The following is a 15,337-nucleotide window of genomic DNA, read 5'->3' on the forward strand; positions in this document are numbered from 1 at the left end:
GACAACTTTGCTTTGGTGCATAGACTAAGCCAGCATTCTCAATTAGTAAAGGACAGTCAATGACTCTGGCTACTGCGCTTGACGCACAACATGCAACTATTCGCCAAGATTGGTCGAAGGAAGATGTAGAAGCACTTTTCACGCTTCCATTTAATGACTTACTTTTTCAAGCGCAGCTGGTACACAGACAGCATTTCAACCCGAATGAAGTGCAAGTAAGTACGCTGTTATCGATTAAAACGGGCGCATGCCCGGAAGACTGTAAATATTGCCCTCAAAGCGCAAGGTACGATACGGGGTTAGAAAAAGAGCGCTTATTAGAAATTGAAAAAGTCATTCAGCGAGCTAAAGAGGCTAAGCAGGCTGGCTCTACGCGATTCTGTATGGGCGCTGCATGGCGCAATCCGCGCGACAGAGATATGCCGTACATTCTCAATATGGTTGAGGAAGTCAAAAGTTTAGGTCTTGAAACCTGCATGACACTAGGCATGTTGACGAGAGAGCAAGCGATAGCGCTGAAGCAAGCTGGACTCGATTATTACAACCATAACCTTGATACCTCTCCGGAATATTATGGTGACATCATTACTACGCGAACGTACCAAGACAGACTCGACACGCTGGAAAACGTGCGCTCTGCAGGCATGAATGTGTGCTCTGGCGGTATTGTGGGCATGGGAGAAACGCAAGGGGACAGAGCGAGCCTATTAATTCAGCTCGCTAACTTACCTGAACAACCGCAAAGCGTGCCTATTAATATGCTGGTAAAGGTAAAAGGTACCCCCTTAGACAGCCTTGAAGACTTAGACTACTTCGAGTTTATACGCACTATTGCTGTTGCCCGTATTATGATGCCTAAATCTCACGTCAGGCTTTCTGCGGGTCGCGAAGCCATGAACGAACAAATGCAAGCGTTATGCTTTATGGCGGGTGCCAACTCAATTTTCTACGGGTGTAAGTTATTGACTACCTCAAACCCTGATACCCATGAGGACGTGATGTTATTTAAAAAGCTGGGTATTAATACCGAGCGTACTCGAGATTATTCTGATGAAGCTCATGAGCAAGTGCTAGAAGAAGAGATCGCCCAGCAAAATGCGCCTGACTCAAATGAATTATTTTATGACGCAAGCAAAACGAATGTATCAAAACAGCCCGTGGATGCCTAATGGCCTTTGACTGGTTAGACGATAAGCTTGCAGCGCGAGCACAACAAGGTTATTTACGACAGCGTCAGTGCCAGCAGTACGAAAAAGATAATGTTATCTGTATTAATGGTGAGCACTACTTAAATTTTGCAAGTAACGACTACCTAGGTATGCGCCACCATGAGGGGGTATTGCAGGCGTGGGTAGAAGGCTTAGCGCAATTTGGTGCAGGCAGTGGTGCCTCGCCTCTGGTGACAGGCCACACGCAAGCGCATTTGGCGCTTGAAAGTTACCTTGCTGAAGGGCTTAATCGTGATGCGGCATTGCTCTTTAACTCTGGCTTTGCCGCTAACCAAGCATTATGCATGGCGTTGATGGTCGCAGGCGGTGATATTGTTGCAGACAAACTCATGCATGCCTCGTTTCTAGAAGCAGCTACATCTAGCGACGCAAGATTACGGCGCTTTAAGCATAACGATATGGGCCATTTAGATATATTGCTTTCTTCTACCCACAGTGATGACGTGCTTATTGCCAGTGAGGGAGTATTTAGTATGGATGGCGATGTTGCTCCAGTTGAAGCAATCGCGCAACGTGCTTTGGCCCATAAAAGTTGGTTTATGCTTGATGATGCACATGGAATGGGCGTGCTCGGACAGTCAGGCTTCGGGACAATTGAAGCGCATTCGTTATCGCAAGAGCATGTTCCTGTTGTGATGGGAACCTTTGGCAAAGCGATAGGTACCGCTGGTGCATTTATAGCAGGTAGTCAAACCTTGATTGATTACCTTGTTAATTATGCACGTCATTATGTGTACTCGACGGCTATGCCGCCTGCACAGGCTGTGGCCACACTCTACTCATTGACTCATATTGCAAACGATAGCGAACGGCGAGATGCATTAAAGCATAATGTGTCACTCTTCAGGCAGGCTTTTGAAACGCGGTTTGGCGGTGTATCACCTCTGACATTACTACCTTCATGTTCTGCAATTCAGCCAATAGTAGTTGGTAGCCCCGATGCGGCGGTTGCGCTAAGTGAAGCGTTAAAACGGCGTGGAATGTGGATACCCGCTATTCGTTATCCAACAGTACCAAAAGGCCAAGATCGCTTGCGCATTACATTATCCTCGACACATAGCCCTCGGGATATCGACGTTTTAATTGATGCATTATCGTTAGCCTGTGAGGCGGCGTTATGAATGCACTTTTTGAATCAGTAAACGCGTCAATGCTTGACGAACATGTTGATGTTGTTGCTAGTAATGTTGGTGTTATTAATGAAAACTCATTAGCACTTCGCTTTTCAAAAGCTGCAAGTCACTACGACGCGCAAGCACAAATTCAACGCAGTATTGCCAATGCCGCATTATCAAATTTACCGATGAAGCTTCAGGGGAAGTGGCTTGATATTGGCTGCGGAACGGGGATGCATACACAGGCACTTTTTCAGCGCGGCGCAGAGATTACAGGTGTTGATATTGCCGCCGGCATGATAAATACGGCGCAAAAACGCTACCCTAACATTTCGTTTATTGAAGGAAGTGCTCAGGCATTGCCGGTTGAAAATAGCCAAGTAGACAGCTTGTTTTCTTCTATGGCGCTGCAATGGTGTGCGGACACACAGTGCGTGGCTGACGAATGTGCTCGCGTTTTACGTATTGGCGGAGAAGCCGAATTTAGCATTATGGTTGCAGGTTCTTTTCAAGAGTTACATTCATCGAGACTGCTGGCGCAATTACCAGAGGCGGTCACGCCATTGCCTACCACCGCTTCATGGCTTGCCAGTTTTCATAGTGCTGGATTCAAAGTATCGCGACTGATCACTAAAGATTATGTAGATACCCACGCTGACGTGATGAGTTTATTGCGTTCTATCAAAGGCGTCGGCGCTGGTGAGACAGGGAAGCGCCATGCGTCGCTTTCAAGACGAGATATAAAAAAACTAGGCATAGCTTATGACAACAGGTTTGGGGTTGAAGGCAAGCTACCTCTTACCTATCGCGTTAGCCATTTCAGGTTAGAAAAATCATGAAACAATATTTTATTACAGGCACCGATACCGAGGTGGGAAAAACGTATTTCACAAGCCATCTTCTTAAAAGTGCGGCAGCACTTGGTAAGTCGACATTAGGTTACAAACCGATTGCCGCGGGGTGTGACAATATTGACGGTCATTGGATCAATGAAGATGCAGCGAGTTTGCACGCGGCAAGCAGTATAAAGGTGTCGATAGAAGAGGTGAACCCTATTGCGTTACTGCCGCCCATTGCGCCGCATATTGCAGCAAAAGAGGCAGGCGTTACGTTGACCGAAGAAGCTATCACGGCAGGTCTTCGTCATTTAGAACGATATTCCCCTGATCTATTACTAATGGAAGGAGCGGGTGGATGGCAGCTTCCTCTTAGTGATGATACCTTTTTATCCGATGTCGTCGCGTCATTGGAAATGGACGTAATTTTAGTGGTTGGTATGAAGCTAGGGTGTTTAAATCATGCTCTGCTTACGGCGAAGGTAATGCAGCAGCAAGGCGTTAACCTTGTTGGATGGGTAGCAAATGACATTACGGGATGTATGTCACACTATGGCGATAACTTGGCGACACTTAAACACGCACTACCGGCACCCTTGCTGTTAGAAATCCCTTTCCAACAAGAACCAAGTGCTGCGGCATTACAGCGTGTTGTTCAAAAGCTCTGTTAAATCCTGCTGCGGTGTTATTGCTGTTTTATCTTTGCCTAAAAAGACAAAACCACCTTTATCACCCAGCAACGTCAATGCGTTATTTGATAGCCTCAATGCTGTGCCTTCCCTAATTCCTACTACCGGCATGGCGGGATAGAGCGTGGTGAATTCAGCTAACCGTTGGTCACGGGTTTCACCATTATGACCAGGCGGATGGAAGTCGCTGTAATGCGGGTTTAGCTGGAAAGGAACAATACCGAGTGCTTCAAAGCTAGGGGGCGCAATGATTGGCATATCATTCGTCGTGCTAATGGTTATTCCGCAAATATTAGACCCAGCGCTCCAGCCGATATATGGCGTGCTGTCTGCTATTGCGTGTTTTATCGGAACCATAAGGGCATTGTTGTAAAGGGTATACAGCAAATGAAACGTATTCCCTCCGCCTACCATAATTGCCTGGCTATTTTTTTTGGCAGATTGTATCGCGGCTACGGGGTCGTCCATCGTATGCAATCCGATAACGTTACACTGAGGTAACGCGCGCGACACGTCCTCCACGTAGGCATCGTAACTTTTCGTTACCGCGGCGTAGGGAATGAAGATGATGTCGCGTACATCACCTAAGTGTGCAAGAATATGCGCGCTCGCATGTTCCAGGTATGGTTCATCGCCTTGGCGTGAACTACTTAACATTAATACGTGTGCGGTCATAACAGTTCCACATTTTTTCTGACGGCGTATCATACGTGATTGAATTGAAAAAGTTTAGTCACACCCGTTTATAGCCACAATAGGATTGTTTAAATGAGTCAAAAAACCTCTGTTCTTTTCGTATGTTTGGGCAATATTTGTCGCTCGCCAACCGCAGAGGCGGTATTTAAACATAAGGCAGCAAATGCGGGTTTAGACCTTATTATCGACTCGGCAGGTACGCATGGTTACCATATTGGAAAGTCGCCAGATAAGCGCTCCCAAGCAGCGGGAGTTGAGAGAGGCTACAGCTTTAAGGGGCTTAAATGCCGTCGGGTAGATGAAAGCGACTTTGAAAAGTTCGATTACATTTTGGCGATGGATGAAAGTAACTTATCTAACCTTCACGGTATGTCACCGTCGCAACACCACAATAAAGTACATTTGTTTTTAGCGTTTGCCGAGAACGAAGACAAAGAAGTTCCAGACCCTTACTACGGTGGCAAAAAAGGCTTTGAGCTGGTGCTTGACCTTATCGAGGAAGCGTCAGACGGTTTAATTGCACACATCAAACAGAATCAATAATGTCACAGCGCGCGTCAAAAACACTGGTCGTAGGGCTGCTTGTTTCGGCGCTTCTACTATGTGTTGTCGGCATTATGTGGAATGTATGGTTTGAGCAAGCGCCGGTTGCGTTAAAGCAACATATAGTAACGCATGTTCAGTTGCCCCTTGTTATTACGGCCTTGCTCGTTGGCGCTGCGCTTGCGACAAGTGGCGCTACGCTTCAAGTCGTGCTTCGCAACCCCTTAGCCGACCCCGGGATCGTTGGGATCACCAGTGGAGCAAGCTTAGTTGCTGCATTTATGTTGTTAGCAACACCCGCTTGGGCTGAGCCTTTTCTTTATGTCATTCTGCCAGCCAGTTGCTTTGCTGGTGCACTGTTTACCACCTTTCTTATTTACCGTCTTGCGAGACGCCTACAGGGCTCTGTAACCGCCGTAATCTTATCGGGTATTGCTGTATCTACGTTAAGTGGTGCGGTGGTGGGGTGGCTGTATTTATTTAGTGATGCGCAGTCGCTAAGAAACCTTACCTTTTGGCTAATGGGCAGTTTATACCAAACTACTTGGCCCATTTTATGGGTAAGTGGCCCGGTTATTATTGTGAGTGTGGTGTATCAAATAAGACAAGGGACATCGCTAAATAAGCTTTATGCGGGAGATATTGCAGCCATTAGCAGTGGGGTAAATGTGCAACAACTCACAGAGCGCACGTTACTAGCAAGTGCCATTGCAGTAGGTGCTGCCGTGTCTATTGCCGGTGCCATTGCATTCGTTGGGTTGTTAATTCCACACGTTCTGCGCCTATTGCTAGGGCACGACAACCGCTTACTGCTTCCCTTGTCAGCACTGGCTGGAGGCGTGTTGTTGTTGCTGGTAGCGTGCGCGTCTGAGTTAACTAGCGTGATAACGCTTCCGGTGTCGATGATAACGGCTACTCTTGGAGGGCCGTTATTGGTCTATGCGCTTTTTAAAGGGCATGTGCGATGACGAACGTGGTGGCATTAACATCAATCCATGTAGATAAACGGCTGGCAGATATTACCGGTCAGATAAATCAGGGCGATTGTGTGCACTTTGTTGGTCCAAATGGTGCGGGGAAATCTACGCTATTGAATGTTATCGCGGGAATTACCCCTATCGATAAAGGATCATGTACGCTTTTAGGGAATGCCATAGCGACGTGGCCGCTTTCAAGTTTAGCTGGCATAAGGTGCATGCTGGGCCAGCAAAATTATTCAGCCTTTCCACTGCAAGTGTCAGAATATTTGTCTTTTTACTCTACGCATAAGGCAAGTGGCGACGACGTGCCTGATATTGTCGAAGCCGCATTAGAAGTACAGCAATTTGCTAGCAAGCCATTAAATACATTGTCGGGCGGAGAGCGTCAGCGCGTAGAGCTATGTCGCGTTTTACTTCAAGTATGGCCTGCAGTCACGAAGGGAACAGCAATCATCTTGCTCGATGAACCACTTCAGGGGCTAGATATTCGTCATCAATATGCACTGGTCTCGCTACTTCAAACCCTATGCGCGCGAGGAAACACGGTAATAATGAGTTCTCATGACCTTGCTTTAAGTGCCAATTACAGTTCGCATGTATGGTTGTTAAAGCTGGGGAGCATGATAGACAGCGGCACTCCCCGACACGTTGTAACTAAAGATAATCTTGAAACGACGTTTGACTGTCATTTTGCTATAAGCAAGCACGATAACTTTCTAGAAATTCAAGCATGTGCCCCTATTTCCTTTCATCAGATATGGTAAAGTGCTAGACCAGTTACTATTCTTATAACCAGCGCGGCATTGTGGTTTGTCGTTGGTGCATTCATATTTTCGGGAGAACCTCATTGAGCAATTGGCAAGTAGACAGCTGGAGAAGCAAACCTATTCTTCAGCAACCTCATTATGACAATCAAGTGCGCTTGCACGAAGTAGAGCAGACGCTAAGTACTTATCCACCGTTGGTTTTTGCAGCAGAAGCGCGCGAACTTAGACGCCAGCTTGGTGAAGTGAGTTTAGGTAAAGGCTTTTTACTTCAAGGTGGCGATTGCGCAGAATCGTTTGATGAGTTCAACGCGCCTAAAATTAGAGACACGTTCAAAGTTCTTCTGCAAATGGCTATCGTGCTGACGTTTGCTGGTCGTTGCCCCGTTACTAAGGTAGCGCGTATGGCTGGGCAGTATGCTAAGCCTCGCTCTTCAGACATGGAAACCATTAACGGCGTAACATTGCCTAGTTACCGTGGTGATATTATTAATAGCTTTGAATTTACCGAGGCGTCACGCCGACCCGATCCAGAGCGTCTTCTAGAGGCCTATCATCGAAGTGCATCAACGCTTAACTTGCTGCGTGCATTTGCACAAGGTGGGCTTGCCGATTTACATGAAGTAAACCGCTGGAATATGGCATTTGTAGAAAATAACCCGTTAAAAGAGCGCTATCATGACATGGCGCTTCGTATTCAAGATACGCTTGCGTTTATGGATGTCATTGGCATCAATGCTAAAACCAGCACTACGTTGCACGAAACGTCACTGTTTACCTCGCATGAGGCCTTGCTATTAAACTATGAGCAGGCACTTACACGTATCGATACCCTTACCGGCAAGCCTTATGATTGCTCGGCACATATGGTGTGGATTGGTGAACGAACGCGCCAATTAGACCATGCTCATATAGAGTTTTTCCGTGGTATTCATAACCCTATTGGCGTGAAAGTGGGCCCCAGCATGCAGGAAGACGATCTCATTCGTTTGATTGATGCGCTTAACCCGAATAACGATCCGGGCAGATTAACCTTGATTACGCGCATGGGTGCAGACAATCTTGCGGAGAACTTGCCGCGATTGCTTAGAAGAGTAAAAGCAGAAGGGCGTCACGTGGTGTGGAGTTCAGACCCGATGCATGGCAACACGTTTAAAGCGTCTAGCGGTTACAAAACGCGAAATTTCGATGCTATTTTGAAAGAAATTAAACAGTTTTTCCAAGCCCATAATGCAGAAGGAACGCACGCAGGGGGGATCCACTTAGAAATGACGGGCCAGCATGTGACAGAGTGTACTGGTGGCGCTTATGCGATAAGTGATGACGATCTTGCTCAAGCTTATAAAACGCAATGCGACCCGCGTCTAAATGCCGATCAGGTGTTAGAAATGGCCTTTTTAGTTGCCGACCATCTAAAACACGCATAATGTAAGTTGTAAGAGGAGAGGTAATCTCTCCTCTTTACTCCTGAATTAACGCCAATACTGCGCACCTTTCTTCTTCGGTTAAAATTCCAGTAAATATCGTTTCTCTGCGTAAGTTTGCAGTTCGTGTATCGTCAGCGAGCACCAGCGCCCTGAAATCTTCCGGGGTATCAATGGTTTCTAGAATGCTAGACCACAACATATAACTGCCATACCGCATGAGTTTTGCTTTATAGCGCATTTCTAGCGTGTTCTTTATTGGCTCAAGCAAAGTGGGGTGTGCAAGGATTTTATCTACCATTTTTTGGTGAAGTGCTAAGATACGTTGGTTAACCCTGTCATCTTTGCGTCTTTTAGTGTGTGCTTTCATTTATCACTAACAGTATCTAAATCAGAACTAATCATCGTCAAGTAAGGGCGCTACCACAGACTCTAAGCCGTTGAGCTTTATTTCATAGATAAGCGCGAGTTGTTGGCCAAGCTTATTGTCAGGAAACCCCTTGCTGTGAAACCACACTAAATAGGGCTCGGGCAGGTGAAATAACCTACGGCCTGCGTATTTTCCAAACGGCATCACGCTGTTAATCGCTTGTTTTACTAATTCTGCGTTCATTGGTACCCACAAGATAACGATATAGCGTACACGGTAAAGGAAACTGTCAAAAAAGTTAACAGTTGGTATGCAGGTGGTTTATAAGTAATTGATAAAAAAGCTTTAAATTTAAGGTGTGGATTTTGCATATATTTGCATATATAAGTGCGTTGTTATACTTTTGTCTTAATTCTATTTTAGAGGCGTTATGAAACTATTTTCGTTGCTGTTCCTTCTCGCGTTTTCATCATGTTCAAGTGCAGCGTTTATTACGTTTACCGGCACCTTTGTCGATGACGATGAGCGTTTTTACATGCCTTTTACCGTGACAGATACTACAGACGTAACGATTACGTCGTTTGGCTACTCAGGTGGCGATTTACTTGATAACACTTTTATTCCTGAAGGTGGGTTTGACACAGTATTGTTTCTCTTCTCGTCGATAGGCGAATTTATTAATAGTAACGACGACAGAAGTTTAACGAGTTTTGACGCAGAGATAATTGATACGCTGACCGCAGGTAGCTATGTAGCCGTGCTTGTGCAGTACAACAATTTTTTAAATGGTGCTGCACAGGGTAGTACAGTTGATATTAACGGCGATAGTCTATGGGCGGGCTCTGGAGCAATAAACTTCGAAGATATTACTGGCTCGGATCGTACCGGTAATTATGCAGTTCAAATTTCCAGCGACCGCTTGGTAGCTGATGACGCTGAAAAAGTCAGCGCACCGTCAACGTTATTATTGTTTAGCTTGGTTCTGTTATTGCCAGCGTTAAGGCGCAAGTTGTAAACAAGGAGCGCGCGCTATTCCTGCTGCGCGCGCCACAAATTAGCATATTCACCCTGTAAAGCGATGAGCTCAGTGTGCGTACCTCGCTCAATGATCACACCATTTTTCAATACTAATATCATATCCGCATCAATCACCGTCGAAAGGCGGTGCGCAATAACTAAGCTAGTATGACCTTTCGCTGCGTTGCGAAGCGCTCCGAGAATGGCTTGTTCAGAACCGCTATCGAGTGACGAGGTTGCCTCATCGAAAATCATGATGGGCGTGCCTTTGAGCAACGCCCTTGCAATGGCAACCCGCTGTTTTTCGCCGCCAGATAATTTTAACCCTCGTTCGCCCACTGTGGTATCTAACCCATCAGGCAGTTTTTCGATAAAGGCGGTTAAATGCGCTAGCGCGACAACATGTTTCACTTCATCAAGTGAGGCGTCGGGTTTTGCATACCGTATATTTTCAAGTAACGTGGTGTTAAATAACACGGTATCTTGCGGCACAATCCCAATATGGGTACGCAAGCTCTCTTGAGTAACGCCCTTTATAGACTGCCCGTTCACTTCAATGTCGCCTGAGGTGGTGTCGTAAAAGCGAAAGAGCAATTTCATCAACGTCGACTTTCCAGCACCGCTTTCTCCCACCACAGCTACTTTTGCGCCAGCAGGCACCTCGAAGCTGACGCCTTTTAATATGGGCCGTGCTTCTTGGTAGTGAAAATAAATATTGTTAAAGCGGATACTTGGGTTTGAAGCTTTAAGGGGCAGGGCATGTGGCGCATCTTTGATAAGGGGCGTTTGCTCAAGTAACGCAAATAGCTTGTCGATATTAGCAAGTGAACCCCGAATCTCACGGTACACAAACCCGAGAAAATTAAGTGGCATAAAAATTTGCATTGTGAAGGCGTTAATAAGGACAAAGTCACCGATGGTCATGGTGCCCTCCATCACTCCAAATGCAGCATTGGCCATCATCGCTGTCATGGCGAGTGCGATAATGCTGGCTTGACCACCATTGAGCGCGAAGAGGGACAGTCGGTTTTTACGCCGAGCTACTTCCCAGTTTGCTAAATCATCATCATAGCGGTTGGCTTCAAAACGCTCATTGTTAAAATATTTTACGGTTTCAAAATTCAGTAAGCTGTCCACAGCGCGGGAGTTAGTCGTTGAATCAGCTTCATTCATTTGAGTAACAAAGCGCGTTCGCCAGTGCGTTGCTTTCATTGAAAAGGTTACATAGGTAACAACACTTACCACAATAATAGTGGCAAACGACCAGCCAAATTGTATCAATAGTAACCCCACCACTAAGCTGATTTCTAACAGCGTGGGAACGATATTGAACACCATAAAGCGCATTAAGAAGCCTATCCCGGTGGTACCACGCTCAATATCTCGTGACAGCCCGCCTGTTCTGCGATTTAGATGGAAAGTGAGATCTAGATTATGAAGATGTTTGAAAACCTTCAACCCTAGCCGGCGCATGGCTCGCTCTGTCACACGGCCAAACAGGGTGTCACGCACTTCTCCCAACAATACGTTTGTTAGGCGTAATGCCCCGTACGCAATAATCAAACTAATGGGAACGGCTACCGCTAACGTGGTTAGGTCGCCGTTTAAGCTATCGACAGTATACTTCAAGACATAAGGTAACCCTATGCTAGCCACCTTTGCTGCAATAAGGCAAAGCAATGCCAACCCAACTCGATGTTTGAATTCTAATAAATATGGCCACAGTTGGGTTAATACTCGCCATTTTACGGGTTCGTTGTCGTCTATTGGAAATCGATTTCGTCGCATGATTACAAAGTGCCGAGGTAGAATGGGTCAATGGTATAACGGATCATGAGTAATGCGTATTAATTACATAGATTTACTTCATACGGTTCAGCAATATGTTTTGGCTTTTTATATTTTATGAATAGCATTTGGTGCTTTGAGGGTCTCATTGGTAATGGTAACAATGAATACTCGCGCTGGCTTCTCGTCTGCATAGGCTGAGCACATAGGTTGTACTCGGAATTGGACGTGTTTTTTGTTATGTTACGTGTTGTTTTTAATCCCTCAAGGAAATCGTTTGTTAGAAGATAGTTTTGGCCGTCAATTTCATTATTTACGCTTATCGGTGACAGAAGCGTGCAACTTTCGATGTCAGTATTGTCTACCCGACGGTTATCAAGGTCCTACAAATGAACATTTCTTATCTCTTTACGAGATAGACACGCTGCTACGTGCTTTTTCAGGGTTGGGTACGTCAAAGGTACGCCTGACTGGGGGAGAGCCCACTCTTAGAAGAGACTTCCTCGACATTCTTTCTCTTACCGCATCCACGCCAGGTATCGAACGTGTGGCAATGACAACACACGGTGCACGCTTAACAAGTGGGGCGGCATCATGGAAAAGCGCAGGCTTAAGTCAAGTGAATGTGAGTATTGATAGCTTAGACCCACGCCAATTCGCCGCCATAACCGGCCAAGATAAACTCAAAGACATATTAACGGGGCTTGATAAAGCCGTAGAGGTCGGCTTGGATGTTAAAGTAAATACCGTTCTTCTCAACGATTTTTCAGAGTCTCGTTTTAATCGCTTCTTAGCGTGGATTAAAACGATGCCTATAACGCTTAGATTTATCGAGCTGATGGAAACTGGCGACACGACATCATTTTTCGCACAGCAACATCAAAGTGGTATTCCACTTAAAAATAAATTGTTGGCGACAGGCTGGCAGCCCGTTGAAAGGCGACACGACGCTGGACCTGCACAAGAGTTTACTCACCCCGATTACCTTGGAAAAATAGGCCTCATACTGCCTTATAGCAAAGACTTTTGTAACACGTGTAACCGATTACGTGTTGCAGCAAATGGCAATTTACACTTATGTTTATTTAGTGAGCAAGGTATAAGCTTACGGCCGTATTTGCGCAACGGTGACGTTGAAGAAACGCAAGCATTTTTGAAAGCGTGTTTGGGTGATAAGCACAAAGCACATTATCTTCATGAAGGGAATACTGGTGCAACAAAACACCTAGCCATGCTTGGAGGGTAGTGCATATATTATGTTTTGGTTATATGCATTAAATAGTCTATATTGCTTAAAAAGCGTGCAATGAAAACAATAATTAAAAAGGATGTTTATGCAAATAGGCGATAGTGCGCGTCTGTCATATCATTATGTAACTGAAGCTGACAGTGAGTTTCTTTGGCAGTTAGACCAAGACGAACGAGTAATGCGCTTTATTAGCGGGGGAAGAAAATCGACCCGTGAAGAAATAGAGCAAGTGTTTGTTCCGCGTTTTCAGGCGTACTCTAACCGGCCATTGGACTGGGGGCTGTGGCGCATCAGGGTGGTAGCTACGCAGCAAGATATTGGGTGGATTTTGGTAAGGCCCTTCGGTTTCTTTACTCAATATCCAGAAATCGACAATATCGAGCTTGGTTGGCGATTTTGCCATGATAGTTGGGGGAATGGATACGCGACAGAGGCCGCCAAACAAGTAAAAGAAGCGCTTTATCGTTATGGTATTGATACGTTTTCAGCGATTGCTAACCCAGACAATACCGCCTCTATCAATATTATGAAAAAGTTAGGGATGACGTTTAGTCATGAATTTGACTACAAAGATAGCGTTTACCAAGAGACTGTAGTGGTCTACGCAACCTGACGAAGAATAAGTTTAATATTTTCATAGCGTATATGTTGTTCTTCGGTTAATTTCGCATTTTCTAAGGTTTCACGGCATTGCTTTATTAATAGTTCATCGCCTTGAGTGTTACCACTTTTTCGCTTTTTCCTCATAACGGTTGCCTGTAGCAAATTAAGGGCGATAGCGGCGTTTTTGGGCATAACTTTAAAGGCTTGCTCAAAGGTCTCAAACGACTTAGATATTTCACCTTTTCGATAATGAAGTACTGCCGCGTTATTGAGATTTTTAGGGCTTACTGAAATAGCGGTTTTCTCCGCTTTCTCTTGCTTCACATACTCAAACAATAGCGTATTAGCGGTATCGTCGTTCTCTAGCTTTTTTTCTAATGTATCGAGTATTTGCAATGCGCTTTTCTTTAAGCCAACGTCGTTAAACGCCTTTGCAGCATCAATGAGTGCTTCAGGTGATTGTGCGCTCAGGGCGTCAGCATCAACGGTATTTAGCAGCGCTTTCGCGCTTTCCATGTCGTCTTTCAAATACAACACGCGGGCATTGATAACATTTACCTCGTTTTGTACCTCAGCTTTAGCGTGCGCAGCTTTTAGCTGATCAAGGTAGTCGCTGCTTTGCTTTACGATTTGTCGAGTTAACTCGGGTTCAGCGGTCATAGCGTAATCAACGCCAGCCCTCGCTGCACTTAAATAAATATCGGGTTTATCATGAATAGAGTTTCGGGCGAATCGAACCACCTTTTTGGCGCTATTGTACTGCGCCTCATAATCGTGGGTAAGCCGAGAGAGTTCGACCGCTTTTTGTTGACGTGCAATGCTCCTAGGGGATATATCGTTAGCAACATCAATACACTCTAGCGCTTCTTCAAACGCATTTTGCTTTATTTGCAGTTCGGCGAGCATGTCGTAAGCAACTAACAACCGGTTGTTTTGCAGGGCTAAATGAATCAGTGTCTTCTCTGCTATGTCAAACTCGTTTTGCTGAATATAACACTGCACCAAGCCAAGCGTGGCCCATGAAAAAGGTTGTACATTAATAATTGACTCAAAAAAGCCTAGCGCTTCGTTGTAACGTTCGCACAATAGCAGCAAATCACCTTTTATCTTTAGTGCTAAGGGGTAGTAATGCGCGTGCTTTGGCTCAAGTAAAAATCGCTCTACTGCACCAAGAGCATCTGAAAATTCACCTGAATCCATGAGTTGGTAGATGGGGGCTAACGCTTGCTTTCTGGCAATTACGCGACCTAAGCGTTTGTCTAACTCGTTAACTGAAAACGGTTTTGCAATAAATTCATCAGGTTGAAGTTCGATAATCGCGTGGACAGTTTCGCTCGACGTGTCGGCGCTAGTAAAGACAAATGCCGATGTTAATGGCAACAGTGACTCTGCATGAAGGCGTTCGTATAAATAAAAACCTGCTTGCTCTTCTTTCAAATCGTAAGCACACATCACAACGTCATATTGTTTATTGCTTATAGCATTGAATGCATCAGACGCTCTATCTACATAGTCTATGTGCTGAAAGCCTAATTGCTCTAAGGCATATTTAATATGACTTTTTGCTAATACGTGGTCTTCAGCTACAAGCATTTTTACTTGCTTTGCTGTTTGCAGCTTCATTGTTACCTTCGCGTGTTTAAAGCGAGTGAATACACACTGTTTGGATATTTAGAGATTAACACCAATATAACAAATATGTAAGAAGGTCGGTGTGCAGTGATTATCAACGATGAAGAACGGCTGATTAGCAACGACGTTGTCGAGTCGAATGAAATATATAAGGGGGACGCTACTGTCGGCTCGCAACGATGTTGTTGAACCATTGAGTCTTATGAATTTTGTAATATGCAGAGGGATGGTGGACGCTACTGGGCTTGAACCAGTGACCCTCGCCTTGTAAGGGCGATGCTCTCCCAACTGAGCTAAGCGTCCGTTTTAGAATGCAATGAAAATGGTGGACGCTACTGGGCTTGAACCAGTGACCCTCGCCTTGTAAGGGCGATGCTCTCCCAACTGAGCTAAGCGTCCATT

The 15,337-nt window shown here is 45.4% G+C and carries 16 protein-coding genes and 2 tRNA genes; 11 read left to right on the forward strand and 7 right to left on the reverse strand.

All coding sequences use genetic code 11. The features are described from left to right. Window positions 1–59: 59 nt before the first annotated feature. The 4 genes from bioB to bioD are packed head-to-tail and all read left to right on the forward strand — an operon-like array spanning window position 60 to window position 3,851. Window positions 60–1,169, forward strand: coding sequence for a biotin synthase BioB (gene bioB / locus ACOJRU_RS06135; RefSeq protein ID WP_421134156.1), 1,110 nt, complete (start codon window positions 60–62; stop codon window positions 1,167–1,169). After that, a complete protein-coding gene (locus tag ACOJRU_RS06140) occupies window positions 1,169–2,350 on the forward strand; it encodes an aminotransferase class I/II-fold pyridoxal phosphate-dependent enzyme (protein WP_421134157.1) in 1,182 nt (393 codons plus the stop codon). The genes bioB and ACOJRU_RS06140 overlap by 1 nt, the downstream gene beginning before the upstream one ends. Beyond that, the gene (locus ACOJRU_RS06145) at window positions 2,347–3,183 is read left to right on the forward strand and encodes a methyltransferase domain-containing protein (RefSeq protein WP_421134158.1); all 837 of its coding nucleotides are present in this window, start codon (window positions 2,347–2,349) and stop codon (window positions 3,181–3,183) included. The genes ACOJRU_RS06140 and ACOJRU_RS06145 overlap by 4 nt, the downstream gene beginning before the upstream one ends. Next, window positions 3,180–3,851, forward strand: coding sequence for a dethiobiotin synthase (gene bioD / locus ACOJRU_RS06150; RefSeq protein WP_421134159.1), 672 nt, complete (start codon window positions 3,180–3,182; stop codon window positions 3,849–3,851). Before ACOJRU_RS06145 ends, bioD begins: the two co-directional genes overlap by 4 nt. Here the strand turns inward: bioD and pepE are convergent. Continuing rightward, window positions 3,822–4,544 carry a dipeptidase PepE gene (gene pepE, locus ACOJRU_RS06155; protein ID WP_421134160.1) on the reverse strand — a complete coding sequence of 241 codons (723 nt, stop codon included), beginning with the start codon at window positions 4,542–4,544 and terminating at the stop codon, window positions 3,822–3,824. The genes bioD and pepE overlap by 30 nt on opposite strands. Before the next feature lie 93 nt (window positions 4,545–4,637). Here pepE and ACOJRU_RS06160 point away from each other — a divergent pair, with 93 nt between their 5' ends. The 4 genes from ACOJRU_RS06160 (at window position 4,638) to ACOJRU_RS06175 (ending at window position 8,279) form a co-directional block, all read left to right on the forward strand. Next, window positions 4,638–5,108: a low molecular weight protein-tyrosine-phosphatase gene (locus tag ACOJRU_RS06160; protein WP_421134161.1), complete on the forward strand. Its 471-nt coding sequence runs from the start codon at window positions 4,638–4,640 to the stop codon at window positions 5,106–5,108. After that, window positions 5,108–6,076, forward strand: coding sequence for a FecCD family ABC transporter permease (locus ACOJRU_RS06165; protein WP_421134162.1), 969 nt, complete (start codon window positions 5,108–5,110; stop codon window positions 6,074–6,076). The genes ACOJRU_RS06160 and ACOJRU_RS06165 overlap by 1 nt, the downstream gene beginning before the upstream one ends. After that, window positions 6,073–6,852, forward strand: coding sequence for an ATP-binding cassette domain-containing protein (locus ACOJRU_RS06170; RefSeq protein WP_421134163.1), 780 nt, complete (start codon window positions 6,073–6,075; stop codon window positions 6,850–6,852). Before ACOJRU_RS06165 ends, ACOJRU_RS06170 begins: the two co-directional genes overlap by 4 nt. 83 nt (window positions 6,853–6,935) lie before the next feature. Beyond that, window positions 6,936–8,279, forward strand: coding sequence for a class II 3-deoxy-7-phosphoheptulonate synthase (locus tag ACOJRU_RS06175; protein WP_421134164.1), 1,344 nt, complete (start codon window positions 6,936–6,938; stop codon window positions 8,277–8,279). A 34-nt stretch (window positions 8,280–8,313) separates the two neighbouring features. Here ACOJRU_RS06175 and ACOJRU_RS06180 read toward each other — a convergent pair whose 3' ends face one another. Together ACOJRU_RS06180 and ACOJRU_RS06185 are read right to left on the reverse strand one after the other, a co-directional pair. Continuing rightward, window positions 8,314–8,646 (reverse strand): hypothetical protein, encoded by a 333-nt coding sequence (locus ACOJRU_RS06180; RefSeq protein WP_421134165.1) that lies wholly within the window; start codon window positions 8,644–8,646, stop codon window positions 8,314–8,316. Between the two features lie 27 nt (window positions 8,647–8,673). Continuing rightward, complete coding sequence (locus tag ACOJRU_RS06185; RefSeq protein WP_421134166.1) at window positions 8,674–8,889, reverse strand: DUF3820 family protein; 216 nt, start codon at window positions 8,887–8,889, stop codon at window positions 8,674–8,676. A 187-nt stretch (window positions 8,890–9,076) separates the two neighbouring features. Between ACOJRU_RS06185 and ACOJRU_RS06190 the strand changes: the two genes are divergently transcribed. After that, window positions 9,077–9,661, forward strand: coding sequence for a DVUA0089 family protein (locus tag ACOJRU_RS06190; RefSeq protein WP_421134167.1), 585 nt, complete (start codon window positions 9,077–9,079; stop codon window positions 9,659–9,661). Between the two features lie 14 nt (window positions 9,662–9,675). Here the strand turns inward: ACOJRU_RS06190 and ACOJRU_RS06195 are convergent, their stop codons facing one another. After that, window positions 9,676–11,451 carry an ABCB family ABC transporter ATP-binding protein/permease gene (locus ACOJRU_RS06195; RefSeq protein WP_421134168.1) on the reverse strand — a complete coding sequence of 592 codons (1,776 nt, stop codon included), beginning with the start codon at window positions 11,449–11,451 and terminating at the stop codon, window positions 9,676–9,678. Window positions 11,452–11,728: 277 nt separating this feature from the next. On the opposite strand from ACOJRU_RS06195, the gene moaA reads away from it, so the two are divergent. Together moaA and ACOJRU_RS06205 are read left to right on the forward strand one after the other, a co-directional pair. Further along, window positions 11,729–12,697: a GTP 3',8-cyclase MoaA gene (moaA, locus tag ACOJRU_RS06200; RefSeq protein WP_421134169.1), complete on the forward strand. Its 969-nt coding sequence runs from the start codon at window positions 11,729–11,731 to the stop codon at window positions 12,695–12,697. A gap of 88 nt (window positions 12,698–12,785) precedes the next feature. Beyond that, window positions 12,786–13,313: a GNAT family N-acetyltransferase gene (locus ACOJRU_RS06205; RefSeq protein WP_421134170.1), complete on the forward strand. Its 528-nt coding sequence runs from the start codon at window positions 12,786–12,788 to the stop codon at window positions 13,311–13,313. On the opposite strand, the gene ACOJRU_RS06210 is transcribed toward ACOJRU_RS06205, so the two are convergent. From ACOJRU_RS06210 to ACOJRU_RS06220, 3 genes are all read right to left on the reverse strand, one after another. Beyond that, window positions 13,301–14,926, reverse strand: coding sequence for a tetratricopeptide repeat protein (locus ACOJRU_RS06210; RefSeq protein ID WP_421134171.1), 1,626 nt, complete (start codon window positions 14,924–14,926; stop codon window positions 13,301–13,303). The two genes, ACOJRU_RS06205 and ACOJRU_RS06210, sit on opposite strands and share 13 nt — an antisense overlap. Before the next feature lie 236 nt (window positions 14,927–15,162). Beyond that, a tRNA-Val gene (locus ACOJRU_RS06215) sits at window positions 15,163–15,238 on the reverse strand. A gap of 20 nt (window positions 15,239–15,258) precedes the next feature. Beyond that, a tRNA-Val gene (locus ACOJRU_RS06220) sits at window positions 15,259–15,334 on the reverse strand. Between the last annotated feature and the right edge of the window lie 3 nt (window positions 15,335–15,337).

Origin of the sequence: Alteromonas algae, from assembly GCF_049117195.1 — a bacterium.
Lineage (GTDB): Bacteria > Pseudomonadota > Gammaproteobacteria > Enterobacterales > Alteromonadaceae > Alteromonas.